This is a genomic window from Novosphingobium soli (genome assembly GCF_042432915.1).
GTDB classification, from domain to species: domain Bacteria; phylum Pseudomonadota; class Alphaproteobacteria; order Sphingomonadales; family Sphingomonadaceae; genus Novosphingobium; species Novosphingobium soli.
Genome location: NZ_JBHLWK010000005.1, coordinates 18,814 through 42,324 on the forward strand (window position 1 = coordinate 18,814; position 23,511 = coordinate 42,324).

General features: G+C 70.5%; 18 protein-coding genes and 1 tRNA gene. 12 read left to right on the forward strand and 7 right to left on the reverse strand.

Annotated elements, in window-relative coordinates; translation table 11 throughout:
• Window positions 1–24 precede the first annotated feature (24 nt).
• The gene (pelA, locus tag ACFFJC_RS01485) at window positions 25–1,317 is read right to left on the reverse strand and encodes a pectate lyase (RefSeq protein WP_379485808.1); all 1,293 of its coding nucleotides are present in this window, start codon (window positions 1,315–1,317) and stop codon (window positions 25–27) included.
• A gap of 20 nt (window positions 1,318–1,337) precedes the next feature.
• Window positions 1,338–3,965: a glycoside hydrolase family 3 C-terminal domain-containing protein gene (locus tag ACFFJC_RS01490; protein ID WP_379485809.1), complete on the reverse strand. Its 2,628-nt coding sequence runs from the start codon at window positions 3,963–3,965 to the stop codon at window positions 1,338–1,340.
• A 103-nt stretch (window positions 3,966–4,068) separates the two neighbouring features.
• Here ACFFJC_RS01490 and ACFFJC_RS01495 point away from each other — a divergent pair, with 103 nt between their 5' ends.
• From ACFFJC_RS01495 to ACFFJC_RS01505, 3 genes are all read left to right on the forward strand, one after another.
• Window positions 4,069–5,145, forward strand: a complete 1,077-nt coding sequence (locus ACFFJC_RS01495) for a LacI family DNA-binding transcriptional regulator (RefSeq protein WP_379485810.1) — start codon at window positions 4,069–4,071, stop codon at window positions 5,143–5,145.
• Between the two features lie 158 nt (window positions 5,146–5,303).
• Window positions 5,304–8,435, forward strand: coding sequence for a glycoside hydrolase family 2 protein (locus ACFFJC_RS01500; protein ID WP_379485811.1), 3,132 nt, complete (start codon window positions 5,304–5,306; stop codon window positions 8,433–8,435).
• Window positions 8,435–9,418 carry a pectinesterase family protein gene (locus tag ACFFJC_RS01505; protein WP_379485812.1) on the forward strand — a complete coding sequence of 328 codons (984 nt, stop codon included), beginning with the start codon at window positions 8,435–8,437 and terminating at the stop codon, window positions 9,416–9,418. The genes ACFFJC_RS01500 and ACFFJC_RS01505 overlap by 1 nt, the downstream gene beginning before the upstream one ends.
• Before the next feature lie 41 nt (window positions 9,419–9,459).
• Here the strand turns inward: ACFFJC_RS01505 and ACFFJC_RS01510 are convergent, their stop codons facing one another.
• Window positions 9,460–10,476, reverse strand: a complete 1,017-nt coding sequence (locus tag ACFFJC_RS01510) for a hypothetical protein (RefSeq protein WP_379485813.1) — start codon at window positions 10,474–10,476, stop codon at window positions 9,460–9,462.
• 233 nt (window positions 10,477–10,709) lie between these two features.
• Here ACFFJC_RS01510 and ACFFJC_RS01515 point away from each other — a divergent pair, with 233 nt between their 5' ends.
• Window positions 10,710–14,609 (forward strand): LamG-like jellyroll fold domain-containing protein, encoded by a 3,900-nt coding sequence (locus tag ACFFJC_RS01515; protein WP_379485814.1) that lies wholly within the window; start codon window positions 10,710–10,712, stop codon window positions 14,607–14,609.
• Window positions 14,606–15,271 carry a LamG domain-containing protein gene (locus ACFFJC_RS01520; RefSeq protein WP_379485815.1) on the forward strand — a complete coding sequence of 222 codons (666 nt, stop codon included), beginning with the start codon at window positions 14,606–14,608 and terminating at the stop codon, window positions 15,269–15,271. The genes ACFFJC_RS01515 and ACFFJC_RS01520 overlap by 4 nt, the downstream gene beginning before the upstream one ends.
• Window positions 15,272–15,460: 189 nt before the next feature.
• Here ACFFJC_RS01520 and ACFFJC_RS01525 read toward each other — a convergent pair.
• Window positions 15,461–15,535, reverse strand: a tRNA-Gln gene (locus ACFFJC_RS01525).
• Window positions 15,536–15,656: 121 nt separating this feature from the next.
• The gene (yghU, locus tag ACFFJC_RS01530) at window positions 15,657–16,505 is read right to left on the reverse strand and encodes a glutathione-dependent disulfide-bond oxidoreductase (RefSeq protein WP_379485816.1); all 849 of its coding nucleotides are present in this window, start codon (window positions 16,503–16,505) and stop codon (window positions 15,657–15,659) included.
• 195 nt (window positions 16,506–16,700) lie between these two features.
• Here yghU and ACFFJC_RS01535 point away from each other — a divergent pair, with 195 nt between their 5' ends.
• Window positions 16,701–17,303: a DUF7700 domain-containing protein gene (locus ACFFJC_RS01535; protein ID WP_379485817.1), complete on the forward strand. Its 603-nt coding sequence runs from the start codon at window positions 16,701–16,703 to the stop codon at window positions 17,301–17,303.
• A 54-nt stretch (window positions 17,304–17,357) separates the two neighbouring features.
• Here ACFFJC_RS01535 and ACFFJC_RS01540 read toward each other — a convergent pair whose 3' ends face one another.
• The gene (locus ACFFJC_RS01540; protein ID WP_379485818.1) at window positions 17,358–18,458 is read right to left on the reverse strand and encodes a branched-chain amino acid aminotransferase; all 1,101 of its coding nucleotides are present in this window, start codon (window positions 18,456–18,458) and stop codon (window positions 17,358–17,360) included.
• Between the two features lie 617 nt (window positions 18,459–19,075).
• Window positions 19,076–19,618, reverse strand: a complete 543-nt coding sequence (locus ACFFJC_RS01545; RefSeq protein ID WP_379485819.1) for a hypothetical protein — start codon at window positions 19,616–19,618, stop codon at window positions 19,076–19,078.
• Between the two features lie 49 nt (window positions 19,619–19,667).
• Here ACFFJC_RS01545 and ACFFJC_RS01550 point away from each other — a divergent pair, with 49 nt between their 5' ends.
• From ACFFJC_RS01550 to leuB, 6 genes are all read left to right on the forward strand, one after another.
• Window positions 19,668–20,492, forward strand: a complete 825-nt coding sequence (locus ACFFJC_RS01550) for a TlyA family RNA methyltransferase (protein ID WP_379485820.1) — start codon at window positions 19,668–19,670, stop codon at window positions 20,490–20,492.
• A gap of 90 nt (window positions 20,493–20,582) precedes the next feature.
• Entirely contained in the window at window positions 20,583–21,137 is a 555-nt protein-coding gene (locus tag ACFFJC_RS01555; RefSeq protein WP_379485821.1) for a TspO/MBR family protein, read from the forward strand.
• 41 nt (window positions 21,138–21,178) lie between these two features.
• Window positions 21,179–21,430: an accessory factor UbiK family protein gene (locus tag ACFFJC_RS01560; protein ID WP_379485822.1), complete on the forward strand. Its 252-nt coding sequence runs from the start codon at window positions 21,179–21,181 to the stop codon at window positions 21,428–21,430.
• A gap of 64 nt (window positions 21,431–21,494) precedes the next feature.
• A complete protein-coding gene (locus tag ACFFJC_RS01565) occupies window positions 21,495–21,770 on the forward strand; it encodes a hypothetical protein (protein WP_379485823.1) in 276 nt (91 codons plus the stop codon).
• A 42-nt stretch (window positions 21,771–21,812) separates the two neighbouring features.
• On the forward strand, window positions 21,813–22,418 hold the full coding sequence (gene recO / locus ACFFJC_RS01570) for a DNA repair protein RecO (protein WP_379485824.1): 606 nt from the start codon (window positions 21,813–21,815) through the stop codon (window positions 22,416–22,418).
• Between the two features lie 12 nt (window positions 22,419–22,430).
• Entirely contained in the window at window positions 22,431–23,489 is a 1,059-nt protein-coding gene (gene leuB, locus ACFFJC_RS01575; RefSeq protein WP_379485825.1) for a 3-isopropylmalate dehydrogenase, read from the forward strand.
• Window positions 23,490–23,511 lie beyond the last annotated feature (22 nt).

Below are 23,511 nucleotides of genomic sequence, written 5' to 3' on the forward strand. Positions count from 1 at the left end.
GGGGTGGTGCAGGGGAAGGAAAGCTCAGCCCGCGGCGTGCGCCTTCGCCCAGGTCTCGTAGGCCTTGAGCGCCTGCGCCGGGCCGGCGCCGTACCAGCTGTAGCCGTTGCGGCGTTCCAGGCTGATGTCGTTGACGTCGTCTTGGATCGACTTGTCGCGGTCGCCGAAGATCGGCTTGAGCGTCTTCATGTCGTAGAAGCGCGCCCAGATCGGACCGGCGCCGGGCCTGTCGGCCAGGTGCTTGCCGGGGATGCCGTCGTCGGCGAGGCCCCAGGCCTTGTCGCGCACCGCGGCCGCGCGCAACCAGGCGATGCCGGCGTGGACCGCCGCGACCAGCCGGGGCGAGGGGGCGGGCTGCTCCATCAGCAGCATCAGCAGCCGCGCGCTCTCGTTGCTGGACAGCGCCGCCGGCTCGAAGTTGCGCGCGCCGACCGGGGCCAGCGTCAGCGGGTCGTGCTGCTGCGACCAGCCGGTGAGCCGCCCGCCCGTCCGCACCTGCGTCGCCAGGATCACGGCGATGCCGCGGGCGTGGGCGGCCTGGGCCCGGGCCGCCTCTGTCGGCGTGGCGAAGGCGAAGTCACCCTCGCGCGCCGCGACATCGCCCAGCAGCGACAGCACGTGGGCCATGGCATCGTCGTTGTAGGTCAGCGCATCGTGATAGCCGCCCTGCAGCGGGAAGACCTGCGGCCAGCCGCCGCTCGGGTACTGGGCTGTGAGCAGATAGGCGAGGCCCTTGCGGAACGCGGCGCGGGCGGCGTCGCCCTCGTGCCCCGGAAGCTGCGCCTGGACGCGGGCGAGGAAGCGCATCTCGTCCAGCGTCGCGTTGTTGTCGATGGTCCCGACATAGCGCCACTCGGGCGTGGCGCTGGTGATGTCCTCGCGCGCGTTGGCAGGCAGGTTCTCGTACGGAACCCAGCTCTGCCCGGGAACCCGCAGCGGGCCGGAGCGGTCCATGTTCTTGCCCCAGCCGCCGGCGGGCGTCTGGAAGCTGATGATGTTGGCGGCGATGTGGCGCGCCTCGGCGCCCGCATACCAGGCCGCGGGCCGGTCGAGCGGCATGCCGCCCCCGCCGGAGGGGCCGCCCGGCGCGTTGGCAGCGGGATGGCTCCTGCGCTCGGCGGCAAGCGCGGCCTTGTCGGCGGCCATGAGCGCTTCCGAGCGGGCGAGGTAGCGATCCCACGCGGCCTGCTCGGCCTTGGGCAGGGTGTCGATCCGGGCGGCGGTGACCGGCTCGGCCGGGGTCATGGTGCCGATCGTCGCCGCCTGCGCCGAAGTGGCGAAGGCGCTGGCGAGCAGCAGGATCTTCCAGTGGCGCATCGTTCTCTCCCGTCGTGATCTCATCGGGGCAGGGCCACTGCCTTGCCGGTCATGCGTACCCGGGCCCAGCCGCCGGGGGCGCCGGTGTCGGGCTGGCCGCCGCCGACCCAGACCTCGATCTCGCCTGGCTGCACGCTGCGCCGACCCGCGGCATCGACGGTGCTCAGCGCCCGGGGATCGAGCGTGAAGCGGACGGTGCGGCTCTCCCCGGGCGCGAGGGGAATGCGCGCGAAGCCCTGCAGCGCATGGCGCGGGCCGGCGGTGCCGGGATGGCGCACGTAGAGCTGGACCACCTCGTCGCTCGCGCGCGCACCGGCGTTGGTCACCCGCGCCGAGACCTCCAGCGGCTTGCCCGCCTCCACCTGCGGGGCCGTCGCGGGCGGCTCGTAGGCGAAGCGGGTGTAGCTGAGGCCGTAGCCGAAGGGATAGAGCGGCTTGCCCGCGAAGTAGCGGTAGGTGCGCCCCTTCATGGCGTAGTTGCCGAAAGCGGGAAGCTGGTCGGCCGATGCGTAGAAGGTTACCGGCAGGCGGCCTGCCGGGCTGAAGTCGCCGGCGATGAGGTCGGCCACGGCGCGCCCGCCGACGCCCCCCGGGTACCAAGCCTCGACGATGGCGGGCAGGTTCGCCTGCGCCCAGTTCACCCCCATGGCGCTGCCGCTCATCAGCACCAGCACCACTGGCTTGCCGGTCGCGTGGAGCTGCTCGAGCAGCCGCTGCTGCGGGGCGGGCAGATCGAGGCTGGTGCGGTCGCCGCCCGCGAAGCCGGCCGCGTTGACGCGCATCTCCTCGCCTTCCAGCCGCGCGTTGAGGCCGGCGGCGAAGATCACCAGGTCGGCCTTGCGCGCTGCGGCGAGCGCCGCGTCTTCCTGCTCGCGCAAGTCGGTCCACAGCAGCGACTGGTCGCCGCGGTCGCCCTCCTGCCGCGCCTCGACGGTGATCCGGTGCGGCTTGCCGGCGGTCAGCACAACGCCGTCATTGTGGATCGAGGGCGGGTCGCCCGGGTCCCAGGCGTCGGCGATCTCGCGCCCGTCGATGCTGATGCGGTAGCCATCGTCCACGTTCATGCGGAAGTGGTACTCGCTGGTCGCCTCGGGCACGATCCACCCGGTCCAGCGGATCGTGCTGCGGCGCTGGGCGCGGGTCGGGCGGCCCCAGTCGAAGCGCACCTCGGTGCCGGTGGCGCGGCGGACCGGCTGGCCGGCGAGCTCGGTTCCCGCGTACTCCTCGATCGTCACGCCCCTGGACGCGCACTGCGCGTCGAGGCAGAGCGCCGCCCGCGGCACCGGCTTGAGCGGCGGGCCGACGTGGCCGGTGCCCTGCACGTAGTCGATCCGCGCCTCCGGGAAGCGCTGGCGCAACCCTTCCAGCACCGTAACGGGGCGCGAGGGCGTTCCGTTGTAGTTGCCGACCAGGGCATCGACGCTGTCCGCGTTGGGCCCGATCACCGCGATGGCGCGCGGTGCCCGGGCGAGCGGCAGCAGCCCGTCGTTCTTGAGCAGCACCATCGCTTCGCGCGCCATCCTGCGGTTGAGCTCGGCGTGTTCGGGAGTGTCGTTGTTCTCGGGCGCGATGCCGGAGTAGGGGGTGGTCTCGGGGGGGAGACCAAGGCGCAGGCGGTCGGCCAGCGTGCGCTCCACCGCCCGGTCGAGCAGGCCCTCGGGCAGCAGCCGCTGGCGCACGGCTTCGACGATGATCGCCGGGTCGGACGACTTGTCGCGCCCGAACTCCAGGCAGATGAGGTCGGTTCCGGCGCGCACCGCGGTGGCGACCGCCTCCACCGGATTGCGGCTGTAGGCGTGGGCGTCGGCGTCGAAGAAGTCGGCCATCGCCGCGCAGTCGGTCACGACATGGCCCTTGAACGCCCAGTCGCCCCGCAGCCGCCCGGCCAGCAGCGGACTGCCGCAGGCGGGTACCCCGTCGATGGCGTTGTAGGCGCACATGATCCCGCTCGGCCGCGCCTCGGTCACCACCGCGCGAAACGCGGGAAGATAGGTGTCCTCCAGGTCGTAGGCGGAGGGGTGGACGTCCTCGCGATGGCGGTTGCCTTCCGGGCCGCTGTGGACGGCGAAGTGCTTGGCCACGGCGGCCGTCTTGTAGAACACCGGGTCGTCACCCTGGAGCCCGCGTACGAAGGCGACGCCCATGCGGCCGGTGAGGTGCGGATCCTCGCCGAAGGTCTCCTGCCCGCGGCCCCAGCGCGGATCGCGGAAGATGTTGATGTTGGGCGACCAGACGGTGAGCCCGCGATAGCGCTTGGAGCTGCCGTCGGGTCCCAGCGTGGCGCGGTACTTGGCGCGGAACTCGGTGGCGATGAGGTCGGCGGCCTGCTCCACCAGCGAGGCGTCGAATGTGGCGGCCATGGCGATGGCCTGGGGGAACACCGTCGCCTCGCCGGCGCGGGCGACGCCGTGGAGCCCTTCGCTCCACCAGTCGTAAGCGGGGAGGCCGAGCCGCGGAATGGCGGGTGCCTCGGCCTTGAGCTGCGCGGCCTTCTCCTCCAGCGTCATCGCCTGCACCATCCCCGCCGCGCGGCGCTGGATCGTGGCAAGCGAAACGGCCTCTGCGGAAGGCGCGGCGTCCTGCGCCTGGGCGGCTGTCGGCAGGATGATGGTGGTCGCGCACAGCAGCAGCCGGAGTCGAGGTGTCACGAGGCTCTCCCTGTTATTGTTGATAGCGCTATCAAGCGCCGGGGCGCATTGCAAGCGACTTGCAGCCGGGGTAGCGGCATCGAGCTAGAGGAGGGCAGGGACCATGGCCGAAGACATCGCCGCACCGCGCATCCGGCCCCGCACCTCGCGCCGCTCGCGAGCGGGCGCGACCATCGCCGACGTCGCCAGCGAGGCCGGCGTGTCCCTCATGACCGTGTCGCGGGTGATGAACGGCACCGCCAAGGTGCGCGACGAAACGCGCGAGCGGGTCGAGGCCGCGATCAAGGCGCTGAACTATTCGCCGAGCGCGGCGGCGCGCAACCTGGCCGCGGCGAGCGAGATCCGCATCGGCCTCCTCTACAGCAATCCGAGCGCCGGCTACCTCAACGAGTTCCTCGTCGGCAGCCTCGACCAGGCGAACCGGTCCAACGTGCAGCTGGTGGTCCAGCTCTGCGACGTGGAGGAGACGCGCGCCGGGATCGTGCAGCGGCTGGTGGAGGACGGCGTCGATGGCATGATCCTGCCGCCCCCGCTGTGCGACGCCGCGGAGATCCATGAGGTTCTGCGGGAGGCGGAGGTGCCCGCGGTGGTGGTGGCATCCGGCCGGCCGCCGGCGTTCTTCTCCTCGGTCAACATCGACGACCGGGCGGCGGCGGCGGCGATGACGCGGCACCTGCTGGCGCTCGGCCACAGGCGGATCGGGTTCATCGCCGGCAATCCCGACCAGACCGCCTCCGCGCTGCGCCTCCAGGGCTTCCGCGAGGCGCTGGGAGAGGCCGGGCTGGCCGCCGATCCGGCGCTCGAAGTCGAAGGGCTGTTCACCTACCGCTCCGGCATCACCGCGGCGCAGGCGCTGCTGGGACGGGCGGAGCGGCCGTCGGCGATCTTCGCCAGCAACGACGACATGGCGGCGGCGGCGATCTCGGTCGCGCACCGGATGGGGCTCGCGGTGCCGCGCGACCTCACCGTCGTCGGCTTCGACGATGCACCCCAGGCGACCACGACCTGGCCCGAGCTGACGACGATCCGCCAGCCCATCGCCGACATGTCGCGCGCCGCCATGGGCCAGCTGGTGGAGGACATCCGCACACGTCGCGCCGGCGGGCCGTTCACGCCCACCAACATGCAGATGGCGTACGAGCTGGTCCGCCGCGAATCGGACGGCACGCTCCCAAGCTGATCCCGCCGCATTAAATTCGTCATCGCGCATTGAGCTGCGCAAAGAGAGATGATAGCGCTATCCTAATCTGGACCGACCCGCAGCAAAGCGGGCGGCGGAACTCGGGAAGGGGATGGCATGATATCGCAAGAACCCACGCACCTGCAGGGCATCGCCGCATGAGCGCGCTCGACCGCCGCGGCTTCCTAGGCGTGGCCGGCGCGTCCGGTGCAATGACGATGCTGCCTGTCGCCGCGGACGCGGCGCAAGCCGCGCACACCGCGCAAGCCGGCAACCGGCTCTCCCTCCCCGACGAGGGATGGCGGCTGTGGCTCGACCGCGAGGCGCGCTTCGAGGATGACGCCATCGTGCTGCCCTCCCGGGTCGACCTGAAGCGCCTTCCGGTGCGCCCGCCGAGCGGGGGATGGGGCGTGCTGGACAGCGCGCCGCCGGTGGCAGTGACCCTGCCCACCACGGTCGAGGAGCACCTCTGGGGCAAGGTCGGGGAGCGGCCCTACACCGACGACGAGTACCGCTACGCCAACGACGATCCGGTGCCGCAGAACGGGGCCTACCGCGGCGTCTCGTGGTGGACGCGCGACTTCGATGCCCCGGCCGCGTTCGCGGGGCGGCGCACGCTGCTTCACATCCGCGGGGCGCGACTGCGTGCGGAGGTCTTCCTCAACGAGACGCTCGTCGGCTACTCGATCATGGCGGAACTGCCGATCGTGTGCGACCTGACCGCGGCGCTGCGGCCCGGCGCGCGCAACCGGCTCGCGATCCGCATCACCAATCCCGGCGGCCGCTACGACTGGCGCGATTCGACGACGATGACTTGGGGTGCGGTCAAGCTGTTCCGCTCGCACGGGTTCGGCGGGCTCGATCGCGACGTCCACATCACCAGCCATCCGCTGGAGGCGCATGTCGCCGACGCCTGGGTGCTGAACACGCCCGATCCCCATGTCGTCACCGCTCACATGGAGGTCGCCTGCAGCGATGCTGCGCTGGCGGCGCGCGGCAGCAAAATGGCCAAGGCGGTGCTGCTCGACGCCGCCGGCAAGCGGGTCCGTGCCCGGGTGGTGCTGGAGGAGGCGCGCGCCGAGGGTGCCACCGCGCACCTGCGCTTCCGCGTCGAGGCGCCGTCGGCGCGGCTCTGGGACCTCGACGAGCCGGTCTTGCACCGCTTGCGCCTCTCGTTCGGGAAGGACGCGCGCGAGGTCCGCTTCGGGTTCCGCTGGTTCGCGCCGGAAGGGCTGGGCAGCGACGCGCTGCTGCGGCTGAACGGGCGCCGGATCAAGCTCTACTCCGCGATCTCTTGGGGCTACTGGGGCTTCAACGGGCTGTGGCCGCGGCCCGAACTGGCGGTGCAGGAGGTCGAGTCCGCCAAGGCGCTGGGCCTCAACTGCCTCCACTTCCACCGCAACGTCGGCAAGCGCGAAGTGCTCGACCGGCAGGACGAGATGGGCCTGCTGCGGGTGATGGAGCCGGGCGGCGGCCGCTTCGCCATCGCCAATTACGACAAGAACGGCGCCTTGTCCGACGCCGACCGCTTCGCCCGCGACTACCAGGTGGAGAAGTGCGTGGCGATGGTGCGCGCGTTCCGCTCGCACCCTTCGCTGGTGCAGTACACGCTGCAGAACGAACTCGGCGCCGACCTCGCCAACCCGGACGTGCAGGCGGTGCTGCTGGCGATGCACCGCGCCGATCCGAGCCGCACGGTGATCCTCAACGACGGCTTCGTCCAGCGGGGCGCCGCGCAGGCGATGTACCTGCCCTACAGCGATCGCTACTACCGCTCGGACGAGGTCGAGTGGGGCGGCTGGTGGGACAACCACCAGGGCGCCGGCGACCAGTGGTACGATGCCTTCTACAAGGGGCCGGACGACTACATCCACCGCCAGACCGGCAAGCCCTTCATCGTCGAGTTCGGCGAGATGGAAGGGTGCGCCGTGGCCGACGATCATGCGGCCATGGTCGAGACGATCCGCAAGGGCGGCGGTCGCTCCTACGACCTCGCCGACCACGCCGAGATCCTTGCCGGGACCGAGGCGTTCCTCGACCGCTGGGGCTTCCGCCGGGCCTTCCCCACCGCGCAGGACCTGTTCCGGTCGATCGGCGGCAAGTGCTACGACGCCTGGGCCAACTACATGGAGAACATCCGCATCGGCGACGAGGTGGACGTGGCGGCGATCAGCGGCTGGGAGACCACCGCGATCGAGAACCACTCGGGCATCGTCGACAACTTGCGCGGCTTCAAGGCGGACCCGGCGCTGGTGCGCGCCAGCCTGCTGCCGGTGCGGCCCGTCGCCAAGCAGCGGCGGCTGGCCTACCAGGCGGGCGAGAGCGCGGTGCTCGACCTGTTCGTGTTCAACGACACCGGCAAGCGGATCTCCGGCGAAGTGGTGCTGTCACTGCGCGATCCGCGTGGCGCGGTGCGGGAACTGGGGCGCTACCCGGTGGCGCCGGCCGCGCCCGACCGCTTCGTCCAGCTCGTCGCGCGCGACGTCACGACCCCGGCGCTCGTGAGCGAGGGCGAATGGCAGGTGCGCCTGTCCTTCTCGGGCGCGCCCGACGCCACCTTCAGCCGGAGCCTGTGGGTCACGGCCCTGCCCGCGCAAGTGGCTCATGGGCGCCGCGTGGCCGTGTCCGGCATCGCGCGCAGCTTGCGCACGCAACTCGAAGGCTTGCCCGGCCTCCAGCTGGAGGAGTTCCGGCCCGGTCAGCGCTACGACCTCATCATCGCCTCGGGCCTCAAGGCGGAGGAGATCGCGCGGCGCCAGATCGGTGAGCAGACCGGCCTCGAAGCGCAGCCGAAGAAGGGCGAGAAGCCCAAGCTGGTGCTGGGCGAACTGGCGCCGCCGGTGCTGGCGGCGGTGAAGGCGGGCGTCCCGCTGCTGGCCTTGGTGCCCGAGGACGGGCTTTCCGAAGGCGTGGCACGGCAGCTCGCCGCGCTCGGCCTGCTGCGCTTCGACGGCGCGGTGGGCGATATCCGGGCGCCCTGGATGGGCAACTGGAACTACCTGCGCGCACATCCGCTGTTCGCCGGCATCCCGGCCGACCGCGCCGCCGGCATCTTCCACCAGGTCGACGGGCGCCTCTCCAACGGGTTGCTGGTGGAGGGCCCCGGCGTCGAGATCGTGGCGGGCTACAGCCGCGACCACGATCGCCACAACGGCGCCGCGACCCTGGTCGCCGCGAACAAGGGCATGCGGGCGGTGCTGCACCGGATGCCGGACATGGTGGCGCCCTTGCAGCGCCGTTTTCTCGCCAATGCCATCGCGTGGCTGGCGGAACAGGGGAGGACTTCGTGATGCACCGGCTGATTCTTGCGGCACTCTGCGCTCCGGTCGTACTGGCGGCGCCGGCGACGGCGCGCACCGTCCACGTCGATGCCGCGCGCGAAGGCGCCTTCCACACCGTCCAGGCGGCGATCGACGCCTTGGCCGCGGAGGGCGGGACGATCCTGATCGCGCCGGGCACCTATCGCGAGAAGCTGACGGTGGCGGCGGACGACGTGACGCTTGCGGGCACCGGCAAGACGCCCGACGCGGTGGTCCTGGTCTATGGCGATTCCGCCATGACCGCCGGCGGCACCTTCAAGTCGGCGACGCTGAGCGTCACCGGCGCTGGGTTCACCATGCGCAACCTGACCGTCTCCAACGACTGGTGGCTGGACCCCGCGCATGCGCCCTCGCAAGCGGTGGCGGTCTCGCTGACGGGCGACCGGGCGGTGGTGTCCCAGGTGCGGATGCTCGGTCACCAGGACACGCTCTTCGTCAACAACGGCGCGGGCGGGCGCAAGACGCGCGCCTACTTCGAGGACTGCTACATCGCCGGCCACGTGGACTTCGTGTTCGGCAACGCCAAGGCGTTCTTCCGCAAGTGCCAGCTCCACGGCGAGGCGCACGAGTCCGTCATGTACACCGCACAGAGCCGCAACGCGGCCGACGAGGACAGCGCCTTCGTGTTCGAGGACTGCCGCCTGACCGCGGACCCTGCCGCTAGCAACGTCTCGCTCGGGCGCCCCTGGCGCGACTACGCCGCCGTCGTGTTCCTCGAGCCGGTGCTGGAGACGCCGCTGGCCCCGGGCGCCTTCACCGAGTGGACCCCGGGCAAGACCAACAAGCTGCCGACCACCCGCTACGGGCTCTACGCCCCGACCGGGTCCGGAACGAGGGGCCTGACGCTCATCAAGGAAGCGGCGTGGCTGGACCGCGACGCGGCCGATGCCTGGCGGCTCGAGCGCTTCTTCGGTGGCGACACCGGGTGGGTGGTGAGGCAAGTCCGGCGTTGAAGCCCGGCGCCACGTTTCGTCGCTGAGGCCAGGCGGTCCACTCAGCTGCTGGCCGGCGCGCCGCTGGTGAGACTGCGCAGGCGAAAGCCGAAGCCGTTCTCGCGCGTCCAGATCAGGGTGGCGGGGATGCCCACGGCGCGGGGATCGGACGAATCTTCCGGCAGGATCGTGCCCTCGATCCGGACGCGGTCCGGCGTCTCGCCGTAGATCCGGGCCACGAGGAAATGAGCCTTGGCCGCCTGCTCGGCCCAGACGCGGGACGCGGCTTCCCAGCCGGTCACGGCGGGTTGACCCGGCCACGACAGCTCGGCCCGGTCGTGGAACAGGTAAAGGAGCGGGCGAGCGAAGTCCGGCCCGCCGGGCGAGGCGAACCAGGGCGTGCGGAACACGTTGTAGGCCTGAGCCGCGGCGGCGCGGTCGCCGGTCAGCAGCGTGCAATCCGCCAGCCGCGTGACATCGTTGCGTGTTCGTTCGGGATCGAGCAGCGCGCACGACGGCAGAGCGGCGACGGCCGCCTTGGCGATCCTGAAGCCGTAGCGCGCGACGAGGCCGGAAACGCACGTGCTTTCGACGCTTGCATGGCTCTTTCCGCCGGCGTCGACGGTCTCGACCCGAACCACCCAGCCGTGCAGGCAGATCGACAGCTCGGCGCTCGCCGGTTCGGGCGCCAGCGGGCGGTCGAATACCTCGCCGTCCGCCTGCAGGTCTTCCCACGTCGCCAACGGTACGACGCTGGAGAGCCGCACGCGAGGATCGTCTGCCGGCCCGGCAAGCGGCTGCATCCATTCGACCCTGGGCTCCGACGCGGGGCCCCGCACGAAGCTCACCAGCCCGACGTCACGGCCATAACCGTCGACGAAGAAAGCCCGGATCACCTGCGCGCCCCTGGCACCGAGCGCGTCTATGGCCTCTACCCCGTACGCCTTCTCCTGCCGTCTCAGCGCTTCGGGGGCGCAGCGCTCCGCCCCGTTGTCGTCGCGGCATCCGCGATCCTTCGCCGCAACCGGAACGACGGTGGTGGCGATGCCCAAGGCTAGAATGGCGGCTACGAGCCTCACAGGCGGGTCCCCTCGGAAGTCTCGCGTATCATGCGGTGTCGCCGGAGCGCGAGCAAGCCAAGAATAATGGCGCGCGCCCAGTGGGTTCTGCCGCGAGCGCGGGTTCGGGAAATTGATGCCGCGGAGGAGAGGATAAGCACTTGCAGCGCCATTGATACCGGTGTCATAGAAGGCGCTCCAGAGGCGAACGGGAAGGGCCCGCCGGTCTGATCCCGCAAGGGAGAGACATCTGCGTGCTGCATACCTTTCGGCGTTTCGTGGCCCATCGGGCCTGTTCCTCGCTGGCCCTGGCCGTCGCCGGCCTGGCCGCCGTTCCCGCGGCTCAGGCTCAGGCTCAGGCTCAGGCTCAGGCTCAGGCTCAGGCTCAGACTCGGGCCCAGGACGCCGGCGGGCTGCTGTTCCACGCGCCGCTGGATGACGGGTTCGATGCCAGCGTCGCACAGGGCGCCGCCGTGCCCAACTTCAAGAGCGATGTCGCGATCGTGCCGGACGGCGCGGCCAACGGCGCGGGGCGCTGGAGCGACGGCGGCTACGTCGCATGGGAAGCGCCGGGCAACATCTATGCCCAGCGCGGCACGCTCTCGTTCTTCTGGCGCAGCCACACGCCGGTCGGCGAAGCCCCCTTCGTGATCTTCCGTGCGAGCGCGGGCGACCACTCGAGCTGGGACATGGCGTTCCTGCGCATCGACTGGAACGGCCACGGCTTCGACGCCTTCGTGACGGACGCCAACCTCTCGCGCATCCGGGTGAGCTGGACGGTCCCGACGCCCCCCACGCCCGACGCATGGCACCACATCGCCTTTGGCTGGGACGAGACGCAGGGCGTGCGCCTGTTCTGGGACGGCAAGCTCGTCGCCGCCAAGCAGCAGGCGGCCGACCTCGACATGGCGCTGGACCAGTTCGGGCTCGCGGGCCGCGTGATCGCGCCGCACCAGGTGCAGAGCCGCTACAACTTCATGCGCGGCTCCGACCTCGACGACATCCGCGTCTACGACCACATGCTGGACGAGGCGGGCGTCGCCCGGCTGGCCGCGCGGCAGGAGCCCGCCGCGCCGGCGGCGGCGCCGACCGCCTCGGCCCTGCGCACCGCGTGGCTGCACCGCTTCGGCTGGGACACGGCGAGCCCGCCTCCGCTTTCGGAGGATACCACCGTCGTGCGAAAGGTGGAGTTCGCCGACGCCAAGGACCTCAAGGAGTGGATGTGGAAGGGCGTGGACGGCATCGCCGAGACCACCTGGCCCGGCGTCTACAACCGCTCGCGCCTGCCGGGGCGTGACGACTACTTCCAGCTGCCCGACTGGAACGTCTATGTCGAAGGCGGCAAGGCCTACGAACTGACGCTGCCGCAGGACGCCGCCTTCAACCGCGTCGAGATCCGCGGTGCCGCTTATGGCGCGCTGGAGTGGTCGCCGGACGGCAAGTCCTCGTGGCGCAAGCTGGCGGCGCGCAGCAAGGGCTTGGTGCGCTCTCTCACCGACACCCCCACGAAGACGGGTGGCGTGCTGCGGTTCACCAACGTGGTGCAGGAGCAGCCGATCCAGGAGATCTGGGCCTACGACGTGCGTCCGGGGCAGGTGCCTGCCGGCACGTTCCAGCTGAGCTATACCGTCAACGCCGGGGCGGCCTCGGACTTGGGTGCGCTGGACCGGCTCAACCGCTTCATCGCCGGGCGCTATCCCGCCCGTGAGCGCGCCACGGTGGTCGCGCTGCCGAGCAGTGGGGTAAAGGCGGCGGTCGGTGCGGGGAGCGCCGGCGCCTCGGGCACCGCCAGCCGCAGTGCGCAAGACCTGCCGATCGTCCACGTCCTGATCCCCTCCAACTTCGGCGAGGCGCCGGCCGATCGTCCGCTGGCGCGGGCGTGGAACTACGGTTGGGAGAACGTCCATGACGGACTGGACGGCGTGGCGCTGGATATCCCCGCGATCGACGCCAAGCCCGACGCCCGCGGGCTGATCCCGCTCAACATCCGGATCAAGGACCCGATCTGGCCGGAGCGCGACATGATCGACGTCCAGGTCTCCGTCCGCCCCGGCCAGCCGCGCACGCTCTGGCTGGACTTGCGCGACCGCATCCTGACCGTCGACAGCCTTTACCTCACCGTCGCCTCCGCGGCGCCGGACTTCGGCGCGAAGTCGCTGGACGGCATGAAGGTGCGCATGGTCTTCAAGGACCGCCAGGCGGCCAAGGCCGAGCACGTCACCGACCGCTTCAACCAGGTGAAGGACAACTGGGCCTTCCTGGTGGAGGAGCACACCGCCTCGAAGCGCGCCGCTCTCTATCGCCGGCTCTATGGCGACATCACCGACCTGCTGCGCGTCGATCCCGACAACCTGGAGGCGCGGCGCTACTGGGCGGACATCGGCTACTCGCAGGACCAGCTGCCGCCCTTCGTCCAGCCCGAGCCGCCGGCCGGCATGCCGCTCTGGGCCTTCCGCCAGCTGGAGGACCTCAAGCTCACGCGCCACTTCGTCAACTGGTGGATCGACAACCGGCAGGTGCCCTACGGCGATTTCGGCGGCGGCATCTCGGATGACACCGACCTTACCCAGCAGTGGCCCGGGCTGGCGCTCATGGGGGTCGATCCGGACAAGATCAACGCCTCGCTCAAGGCGCTGTCGGACGCGGTCTACAAGAACGGCATGATCGTCAACGGGCTGAGCTACATCAGCACCGACGAACTGCACGTCTACGAAGAAGGCATCAATTCCGACGCCGAGCGGCTCTACCTCAACTGGGGCGAGCCCAAGGCGGTCGAGCGCATAATGGCGACGGTGCGCGGCCTCAAGGACGTGATCCGCGTCAATCCCGCCGGGCACATGCACATCTCCTCCAGCTGGTTCGGCGGGCGCAAGATCTACCGCGACGAGCCCTGGGCCTGGCAGAAGCCCTATGGCTTCGTCATCATGCACACGCCGGTGCTGCTGGGCGTGTTCAACGCCGACCCGACCGCGCGCGGCCTGGTGACCGGGCTCATCGACGGCCTGCTGGCCCACGGCAAGCAGGGGGCGGACGGCCTCTGGACGTTCCCCAACGACATCAGCTTCGACCACGACAGCGAGCGGGCGGGCGATGGCGGCGGCGCTTCGCTGCCGATGCAGTCGGCCTGGGCGGCATGGCGCTTCACTGGGGACGACAAGTACCTGCGCCCGGTGCTCGGCCGGCTCGGCAAGAGCAGCTTCGGCCCGCTGACCGAGATCAACGAGAACGCCATCACCGTGCTCGACAAGCGCAGCGCCTGGCGCGACGCGGTGCTGAAGGCGGCGGCCGGCGGCAACGACTTCGCCCGGTTCGAGGCCTGGAACACGACCGGCGACCGCTCCTGGCTGGAAGCGCTGAACGCCGCGGGCATCGCCGACAAGTCGCAGCACATGTACATGTACACCGAGGGCCACTGGTGGAGCGACCGCGTGGATGCGCCCAACGATCTGCTCCAGCGCGAGCGGCTGGGCGGCATCGCGCTCAAGCGCAACCAGACCTACCCGGGCAACGCCGTCAGCTGGCGCTTCACCGATCCGGAAGGCGCGGTGAAGGTGGCCCTGCTGGTGCGCGACGCCACCCCCGAGGGCTTCACCGTGATCGGCTACAACACCACCGACGCCGAGCAGCGCGCGGACATGGGCACCTGGAACGTCGTCGCCGGGACCTGGGAGATGACCCGCGGCCTCGCTCCGGACGGCGGCGACACCGCGCAGGGCGGGGTCGAGACCCGCAACGTCGAGCTGGAGCGCGGCGGATCGCTGCCGGTGACCTTCGCGCCCGGCACCACCACGGTCATGACCTTCCGCCTGCGCGACAGGGCCCCGGTCCAGCCCGAGCACCGGCCGGACCTCGGCATCGGTCCCGATGACGTGACCCGCAAGGGCAGCCGGATCGGCGTGACCGTCCACAGCCTCGGCTCGGTCGATGCGCCGGCGGGCAGGGTGACGCTGGAGACGCCGGAAGGCGAGGTGCTCGCCTCGGTCCCGGTCGCGGCCCTCGCCGCACCGCGCGACCTGTCGCCGCGCACGACGCAGGTGTCGCTCACGGTGCCGAAGGGCGCGCCCTCCGTGCTGCACCTGCGGGTCTCCACCGGCGCTGCCGAGGTCACGCAGCGCAACAACGTGGTCGTGCTGGACGGGGAGGCAATCCGATGAGCCTGCGCGCAGCGCTGCTCCTCGCGCTCGCGCTCGTGTCCGCACCGGCGCTGGCGAAGGCGCACCGGGTCACCTGGACCTTCGACAACCTCGACCGCATCGGCGCCTTGCAACCGCGGGTGCTGGGCGAGCCGAAGGTGGAGGACGGCCCGGTCGGCAAGGCGGTGGTGTTCGACGGGGTCGACGACGCGCTCTATCTCGGGCGCCATCCGCTGGCGGGCGCCGCGCGGTTCACGGCGGAGGCGATCTTCCGGCCGGACGGCGGCGCCTTCGAGCAGCGCTGGCTGCACCTGGCCTCGAACGATCCGGAAAACCAGACGCGGATGCTCTTCGAGATCCGCGTGGTGGGCAAGTCCTGGTATCTCGACAGCTTCGTGAAGGGGAAGGGCTATTCGCAGGTGCTGATCGACCCGGCCAAGCTGCACCCGGTCGGCCGCTGGTATCACGTGGCCCAGACCTTCGACGGCACCACCTACCGCAGCTATGTCGACGGCGTCCTCGAGTGCGAGACACGCCTCGACGGGTTCGTGCCGCAAGCCCCGGGCGAGACTTCGATCGGCGTCCGCCACAACCGGGTGAACTACTTCCACGGGGCCGTTCGCATGGCCCGCTTCACCGACCGCGCCCTCGCTCCGAAGGAGTTCGCCCTGCGCAAGCGATGAGGGCTTCGACCGGCTCAGCCTGAGCGGGTGCAGTCGCGCTCCTCGCTCCGCTCATGCTGAGCTTGTCGAAGCATCCGACTTGCGCCCTTCAGCGCGCCTGCGACGAGCTCAGGCGGAGCGGAGTTTTCGCCGGCGGCCCAGTCCTGGCAGATGCGGACACCCCGTGTCCGCCAGCGGCGCGGAAAAGCTTGGCTGGGGCGGCAGGATTCGAACCTGCGAATGCCGGTACCAAAAACCGGTGCCTTACCACTTGGCGACGCCCCAGCAGCCGGGCCGCGCGGGCGGCCGGTCGGGAGACAGCGCGCTTAGCGGCTAACGCGGGTGCTGGGAAGGGGGTTTTCCGTCCCGCCCCCTTCCGCGACCGGCACCCGCGATGCCACGGGCCTCAGGCGCCGAGGACGGCGTCGATGTCGGCCGCGCTGTGGCGTTCGGCGACGAAGCCTTCGCCCTTGCGGTTGACGATGCGGCCGCGGCGCACCGGCTCGCGCGCACCCAGTTCCTCGCCCCAGCGCATCAGGTTCTCGTAGCTGGCGACGTCGAGGAACGTCTTGGCATCGCCGTACGCGTCACCGCGCACGAAGCCGCCGAACCAGCCATAGGCGGCGATGTCGGCGATCGTGTACTCCTCGCCCGCCAGGTAGCGCGTCTTGGCCAGCTGCTTGTCGGCCACGTCGAGGATGCGCTTGGTCTCCATGGCGTAGCGATTGATGGGGTACTCGTACTTCTCGGGAGCATAGGCGTAGAAGTGGCCGAAGCCGCCGCCGATCACCGGCGCGGTCGACATCTGCCACATCAGCCACGACATGCATTCGGCGCGCGCCGCGATCTGCGTCGGCAGGAAGGCGCCGAACTTCTCCGCGAGGTGGAACAGGATTGCGCCCGACTCGAACACGCGGATCGGCTCCGGGCCTGAGCAGTCGAGCAGGGCGGGGATCTTGGAGTTGGGGTTGATCTCGACGAAGCCCGAGGAGAATTGCAGGCCCTCCTGGATGGGGACGAGCCAGGCGTCGTACTCGGCCCCGGCGTGGCCAGCGGCGAGCAGTTCCTCCAGCATGATCGTCACCTTCTGGCCGTTGGGCGTGCCCAGCGAGTAGAGCTGGAACGGATGCTCGCCGCGCGGCAGCTCCTTCTCGTGCGTGGCGCCGGAGATGGGGCGGTTGATGCTGGCGAACTCGCCGCCGTTGGGCGCCTCCCAAGTCCAGACCTTGGGCGGGGTGTAGGTGAGATCGGCCATCGGGAGCGCTCCTTGGGAGGTGAAACCGCGCCACAGGTAGGTCCGCCCAAGGTTTGGGGCAAGGGCGCCCGAGCGGCCGGGCGGGCTCCTCGTCTGGACGCGCGATCAAGCCACCGGCGTTGACACGGGGCGGACGTCGGCCTGCAATCGGCCGGGCCAGGGCTGCCGGGCCCCCATACAGCGGGAGATCGCACCATGACCGTCGCCACCGCCGCTTCTGCGGCACCCCGCGCACCTGCCGGCAACCGCACCGTCGAGACGATCCGCGGCCAGCTTCACAAGTTCATGCTCATCCCGATGATCGAGTGCCACGCGCGCTGGTTCGAGGCCGGGCCGGTCGCCATCGCGGTGGAGGCCCGGGCGCTGGGCGACAGTCCCCAGCGGATGGTGCGCGGCCCCAGCATCCACGTCTTCGACGCCGCCCGCAACGAGGAATACCTGCGCTTTGACGTCTTCGGCCAAGTGCTGCACTACCACTACATCCTGAACGATGCGGGCCACAACGTGCTCTGGGGCTACGACCCCGACGCGAACGGACCGATGATCCCCTGGGCCATGGCCGCGCTGCGCGAGCGGCTGCCGGTGCTGCTGCGGCGCGCCGGGGCCGCCGCTCTGGCGGACGAGGTAGAGCAGCAGGGCTGGGACGCCTCGGTGCTGCCCGAGGTGGCGCGCGCGGCGACTCTCGCGCTCGCCCCGCGCGACGACGACCTGCAGCGGGCGCGCGAAGGGATGGACTGGATGGTCGAGTGGAAGCGCATCCACCCGCAGTTCAACACGGTGGACCAGGGGGAATACTGAACGGAGGGGATCGCCGTTCCGCCGCGATCCCGCTCCGTCCCAGGTGCGGCAAGATCAGGCGATCTTGCGGATCCAGCCGTGGGTGTCCGCCGCCTCGCCGCGCTGGATGGCCACCAGGCGGTTCTTGAGCTTGGCGGTGAGCTGGCCCGGGCCGCCCGAGCCGATGGTGAACGCGCCGTCGCGGCCGGAGACCTTGCCCACCGGCGTGACCACGGCGGCGGTGCCGCAGGCGAACGTTTCCACCAGCTTGCCCGAGGTGGCGTCGTCGCGCCACTGATCGAGGCTGTAGCGGCCTTCCTGGACGGTCAGGCCTTCCTCGCGCGCGAGCTGGAGCAGGCTGTCGCGGGTGATGCCGGGCAGGATCGTGCCGGTCAGTTCGGGGGTGAGCAGGGTGCCGTCGTCGAACACGAAGTAGAGGTTCATGCCGCCCAACTCCTCGATCCACTTGTGCTCGGCGGCGTCGAGGAAAACGACCTGGTCATGGCCGCGGGCAATCGCCTCGGCCTGGGGCACCAGGCTGGCGGCGTAGTTGCCGCCGCACTTGGCGGCGCCGGTGCCGCCGGGCGCCGCGCGGGTGTAGTCGCTCACCCAGATCGACACCGCCGGTGCGCCGGACTTGAAGTAGTTGCCGGCGGGGCTGGCGATGACGATGAACTTGTACTGCTTGGCCGGGCGCACGCCCAGGAAGGCCTCGGTCGCGATCATGAAGGGGCGCAGGTACAGCGAGGCGCCTTGGCCTTCGGGGATCCAGGCGCGGTCGAGCCGCACGAGCTGCTCGATCGCCTCCACGAACAGCGCCTCGGGCAGCTCCGGCATGGCGAGGCGGCGGGCGGAATCGTTGAAGCGGCGGGCGTTCGCCTCGGGGCGGAACAGCGCCACGGCGCCGTCCGCCTGCTTGTAGGCCTTAAGGCCTTCGAAGATCTCCTGCGCGTAGTGGAGCACCGAGGCGGCGGGGTCGAGCGGGATCGGCTGGCGAGGCCCGATCACCGCGTCGTGCCACCCGCGTCCCTCGGTCCACTCGATCGTCACCATGTGGTCGGTGAAGTTCGTGCCGAAACCGGGGTTCGCGAGCACGGCCGCGCGCGCCTCCGCAGCGACGGGGGCGGGATGGGCGGTGGTGGTGAAGGTCAGGCCGGCATCGGCGAGAGTCGCCATTGAACGATATTCCTCTGTCTGCAACTGGGATGCGCCGTTGAACGAAAATGTCTCGGAACGCAACCTAAAAGCAATATTGCTTCTCAAGCCTCGTGTCTTAGCACGCGCGGCAGGGGAGGCAAATCGCCGGAAAACCCGGGAAAAGCGCGTGGGAGGAAAGCGACGCGCACAAATGAGAAGGGCCGCACCGGCTGGCCGGTACGGCCCTTCGCATGGTCAGCGGCCGGAAGTGCCGCCAGCGAAAGCCTTTATCGCTTCATCAAAACTCAGCGATAATGCCTCGCGACGGAAATTGCCGACCTCTCTGCTGAACCATGAGACATCGGATCACCTCCTTTCGCGCTGTTGAGCCATAGTGCGCCGCTTGTGCGACTGAGACTTCGGCAGGCTCCGGGCGCGTTTCCCGGGAGCCGTCGTCCTGATGAAAATGTGGGACATCCCGCAGCGCACAACAAGTCTTGAATTGAATTTTTTTGCCGTCATGATCGCGGCTTCCGGCCAGTTATCCCCAGCCTGGCGACAGCGCGAAAAGCGGTCGCGGAGGCGGGGAAACGGCGTGTCCGGTGCGCCCGCCCATAGCCGGCCAGAACGGCTCTCGGCAGACTTGGGGAAGGGCCTCAGCGGCAATCCTCGATCACGCGGGAGACCTCGGCCCAGCTCGGCACGAACAGAGTCGCTTCTCCGGTCACCGCCACGGCGAAGCGGCCGCGGCTGAAGGCCATCGCGTCCAGCCCCGGATCGCGGCCCGGCACCGTGGCGGCCACGCCTTGCGGAGTGCCGGCCGCAGCGAACATGCGTGTACCGCTCGACGTGGTCACCGCGATGGCGGCGGGTGAGCCGTGCGGCGCCCCTGCGCGCACGAGAGTGACGGTGCGGCTGCGGCTGTCGCAGCCGATCGTGAACAGGCCGCCGGCGAAGCGGGCGGCGGAGCCGGCGGCCGAAGGCGCGTAAACCCAGGTCCCGGCGCTGAGCGGCGCATCGCGCCAATCGGCCACCGGCGGCGGGGCGGGTGCGGGCCGCGCGATTGGCCCGGCCGCCGCGGGCGCCGGGGCGGGAGCGCGCTCGGGCGGCGGCACGCAGCCGGCGACGAGGGCCGAGCAGAGCACCGCGGATGCGAGGGAGGGGGAAACGATGGCGCGCGGGCGCGGATTTGCCTTCATGCCCGTGGTATGGAATGACGCGCGGCCCTTCTCAAGTGTGCACCGACCCATGACCGACCCGTCTCAGCCCCGTTCCGTCGAAAAGCCCGGTTCCGCCGGCCGGCCGACTTCTCCCGCGAAGCCGGCGGCCAAGGCACGCGTGGACCAACTCCTCGTCGACCGCGGCCTGGCCGAGAGCCGCACCCGCGCCCAGGCGCTGGTGCTGGCGGGTCTGGTGTTTTCGGGCGAGACCAAGATCGCCAAGTCCGGCCAGAGCCTCAAGGGCGATGCCCCGCTCGAAGTGCGCGGGCGAGACCATCCCTGGGTCTCGCGCGGGGGGATCAAGCTTGCCCATGCCATCGCGCACTTCCGGCTCGACCCGGCGGGGGCGGTGGCGATGGACATCGGCAGCTCGACCGGCGGCTTCACCGACGTGCTGCTGGCGCACGGCGCGGTGCGCGTCTTCGCGGTCGATTCGGGCACCAACCAGCTCGCCTGGAAGCTGCGCACCGATCCGCGGGTGACCGTGCTGGAGCAGACCAGCGCGCGTGTGCTGACGCCCGAGCTGATCGACGCGGCCTGCGACTGGGTGGTCTGCGACGCCAGCTTCATCGGCCTCTCCAAGGTGCTCGAAGTGCCCTTGCGCCTCGCCGCGCCACGGTGCCGGCTGGTGGCGCTCATCAAGCCGCAATTCGAGGTGGGTCGCGGCGAGGTGGGCAAGGGCGGCGTCGTGCGCGACCCGGCGCTCCACGCCCGGGTCTGCGACGAGGTGCGCACGTGGCTGAAAGGCGAGGGCTGGACGATCCAGGGCATCGTCGAGAGTCCGATCACCGGGCCGGAGGGCAATGTGGAATTTCTCGTTTCGGCACACCGCGGGGATTCGGGCGTTGTCTGAACGGCGCGGACGATTGCGCCGCCGATCGCGGCGTTTCAAACAACCGCCGAGCCTTCGGGCAAAGCCCTGATTCGGGAGAACCGCCCGCCCATGTCCCTGATAGCCTCCCCCGGTCAGCTGCGGGCCACGTTCGTGCGGTGGCTGCTCGTCTGCGTGCCGGCGATCGTGCTGCTGGGTTTCCTGTCGGGCCGCGCGGCGCAGAGCGGGCCGGGCAATCCCTGGTTCGATGAACTGGTCAAGCCCGCCGCTTTCCCGCCGCCCGCCACCTTCGGGATCGTCTGGACCGTGCTCTACGTGATGATGGGCGTGGCGCTGGCGCTGGTGCTGGCGGCCAGGGGTGCGCGGGGCAGGGGCCTGGCGGTGACGCTGTTCGCGGTGCAGCTGGTGCTCAACCTCGCCTGGTCGCCGGTGTTCTTCGCGGCGCACCAGATGACGGTGGCGCTGGGGGTGATCGCGGTGCTGCTGCTGGCCGCGGCTGGGACGACGGCGCTGTTCTGGCGCATCCGCCCGGCCGCGGGAGCGCTGCTGCTGCCCTACCTGCTGTGGCTGGCCTTCGCCGGCTACCTCAACTACGCCTTCCTCCAGGCCAACCCCGGCATGGACGGCGTGCAGCGATCGGGCGCGGTCGAACGCTTCGACATCTGATCCCCCTTGCGCGCGGGGGCGCGGCGCTCCATTTAGCGCCCATGCAAAGCGAAAACCCCTTCGTCGCCGACTTCGTCAAGCTGATGAACAGCGCCGCCGGCACGCTGGCCGGCATGGGCCGCGAGGCACGCGAGAGCGCGCGCGAGCGGTTCAAAGAGTTCATGGGCGACATGGACTTCGTCAGCCGCGAGGAGTTCGAGGCGGTCAAGGAAATGGCCGCCACCGCTCGTCTCGAGACCGAGGGCCTGAAGGCGCGGCTCGACGCGCTCGAGGCCAAGCTCAACCAGGGCTGACCGACGGCGGGGAACGCGCGGCGTTCCTGCAGGTTGTCATTCGCAAGCTCATGAAAGTCTTGCGATGTTCACCCAGCTCAATCCGACCGTTCCCCTCCACGTCCTTGGCAAGGGGGATGGCTATGCCCTTGGCGTGATCGACTACGGGCAAGAGCACAATCTCATCTGGGTGACGGCGCTCGACGCCTCCGGGGAGATCTGGTGCGCGCCCAATCACACCGTCCGCCTCGGGCGCAACTGGACCATGGGGCGCACCGAGAACCCGCTCATCACCCGGGACAAGCAGGAGGCCCGCGCCTCCGCTGAGGCGGGCGGCGAGGCGCAGCATCCGTGCAACTGACGCGGTTGCCCTGCGCCCTTTGAGCGGCCACACAGCGCGGCGATGCACTTTCGCGCTCCCGCCATCGTCTGCGCCGCGCTCCCCCATGGCGAGACCGCCGTCATCGGTCGGCTGCTGAGCGAGGCCCACGGTCTCGTCGCCGCCTATGTCGCCGGAGGGCGGGGCCGGCAGCTGCGGCCGGTACTGATCCCCGGCAACACGGTCGAGGCCGAGGTGCGCTCGAAGTCCGACACCCAGCTTCCCTTCGCCCGCGTCGAGCTGGTGCAGAGCCGCGCGCCCTGGCTCTCCGAGCCGCTGCCCGCCGCCGCGATCGGCTGGGTCACCGCGCTCACCGCCGCGGTCTTGCCCGAGCGGCAGCCGTTCCCCACCCTTTTTTCTGCGCTCGGCGGCGTGCTGGAGGCGGTCTGCGTCGCTCCGTCAGCGCGGGGCTGGGCGCTGGGCCTGCTGCGCTACGAGGTGCTGCTGCTGCGCGAGCTGGGCTACGGCGCGCCGGTGGGCCGCCCGCCCGCCGGCGACTGGGGGGCGCTTCTCGACAGCTTCGACCGCGTCGGCCGCGAATTGGCCCGCTACCCGCTTGCCGATCGCCGCAGAGACGTTATGGCGGCGCGCGTCCTGCTGCGCGAGCGGCTGGGGCGGATCGAAGGCTAAGGACCATAGAGCATGCGGATCGCGGTTTTTGCAGGTGACGGAATCGGCCCCGAGGTGACCGCGCAGGCCGTGCGCGTGCTGCAGGCGCTGGACCTTCCCGGCCTCGAACTGGTTGAAGGTGACGTCGGCGGCGCCGCCTACCGCAAGCATGGGCACCCGCTTCCGCCCGAGACGCTTGCAATCGCCCGCAGCTCCGAGGCCATCCTGTTCGGCGCGGTGGGGGATTTCACGCTCGACCACCTGGAGCGCGCGCTGCGGCCCGAACAGGCCGTGCTGGGCCTGCGCAAGGAGCTGGGCCTGTTCGCCAACCTGCGCCCAGCGCGCGTCTTCGCGGGCCTGGAAGACCTCAGCACCTTGCGCCCCGATGTGGCGGGCCGCATCGACCTGCTCATCGTGCGCGAGCTCAACGGGGACGTCTACTTCGGCGAAAAGGGGATGCGCACGCTCGACGATGGGCGCCGCCAGGGCTGGGACATGATGTCCTACGCCGAGGACGAGGTACGCCGCATCGCCCACGCCGGCTTCAAGGCCGCGCAGGGCCGCGCCAGGGACGGGCAGCCGGGCAAGCTCTGCTCGGTCGACAAGGCCAACGTGCTGGAAACCTCGCAGCTCTGGCGCGACGTCATGATCGAGGTCGCCAAGGACTACCCCGAGGTCGCGCTCACCCACATGTACGTGGACAACGCGGCGATGCAGCTGGTCAAGGATCCGGGCGCCTTCGACGTGATCGTCACCGGCAACCTCTTCGGCGATATCCTGAGCGACCAGGCCAGCATGTGCGTCGGCTCGATCGGGCTGCTGGCCTCGGCCAGCCTCGCGGAAGGGAGCTTCGGCCTCTACGAGCCGATCCACGGCTCCGCGCCCGACATCGCCGGCCAGGGCATCGCCAACCCGATGGCGACGATTCTTTCGGCGGCGATGCTGCTGCGCCACTCCTTCGGCCTGGAAGAGCAGGCCGCGCGCATCGAGGCCGCCGTCGCGGGCGCACTGGCCGACGGCGTCAAGGGCGGCGACCTCGGCGGCAGCGCCGGCACGCAGGAAATCGGTGACGCGATCGTCGCGCGCCTGTAACGTCCGCGACCGGCACAATCGT

Coding starts and splice junctions, on each gene's coding strand:
- ACFFJC_RS01535 (WP_379485817.1), top strand. CDS start 16,701: ATGACCGTCGCCACCGCCGCTTCTGCGGCACCCCGCGCACCTGCCGGC.
- yghU (WP_379485816.1), bottom strand. CDS start 16,505: ATGGCCGATCTCACCTACACCCCGCCCAAGGTCTGGACTTGGGAGGCG.
- ACFFJC_RS01540 (WP_379485818.1), bottom strand. CDS start 18,458: ATGGCGACTCTCGCCGATGCCGGCCTGACCTTCACCACCACCGCCCAT.
- leuB (WP_379485825.1), top strand. CDS start 22,431: ATGCGGATCGCGGTTTTTGCAGGTGACGGAATCGGCCCCGAGGTGACC.
- recO (WP_379485824.1), top strand. CDS start 21,813: ATGCACTTTCGCGCTCCCGCCATCGTCTGCGCCGCGCTCCCCCATGGC.
- ACFFJC_RS01500 (WP_379485811.1), top strand. CDS start 5,304: ATGAGCGCGCTCGACCGCCGCGGCTTCCTAGGCGTGGCCGGCGCGTCC.
- ACFFJC_RS01550 (WP_379485820.1), top strand. CDS start 19,668: ATGACCGACCCGTCTCAGCCCCGTTCCGTCGAAAAGCCCGGTTCCGCC.
- ACFFJC_RS01505 (WP_379485812.1), top strand. CDS start 8,435: ATGCACCGGCTGATTCTTGCGGCACTCTGCGCTCCGGTCGTACTGGCG.
- pelA (WP_379485808.1), bottom strand. CDS start 1,317: ATGCGCCACTGGAAGATCCTGCTGCTCGCCAGCGCCTTCGCCACTTCG.
- ACFFJC_RS01560 (WP_379485822.1), top strand. CDS start 21,179: ATGCAAAGCGAAAACCCCTTCGTCGCCGACTTCGTCAAGCTGATGAAC.
- ACFFJC_RS01565 (WP_379485823.1), top strand. CDS start 21,495: ATGTTCACCCAGCTCAATCCGACCGTTCCCCTCCACGTCCTTGGCAAG.
- ACFFJC_RS01495 (WP_379485810.1), top strand. CDS start 4,069: ATGGCCGAAGACATCGCCGCACCGCGCATCCGGCCCCGCACCTCGCGC.
- ACFFJC_RS01520 (WP_379485815.1), top strand. CDS start 14,606: ATGAGCCTGCGCGCAGCGCTGCTCCTCGCGCTCGCGCTCGTGTCCGCA.
- ACFFJC_RS01545 (WP_379485819.1), bottom strand. CDS start 19,618: ATGAAGGCAAATCCGCGCCCGCGCGCCATCGTTTCCCCCTCCCTCGCA.
- ACFFJC_RS01555 (WP_379485821.1), top strand. CDS start 20,583: ATGTCCCTGATAGCCTCCCCCGGTCAGCTGCGGGCCACGTTCGTGCGG.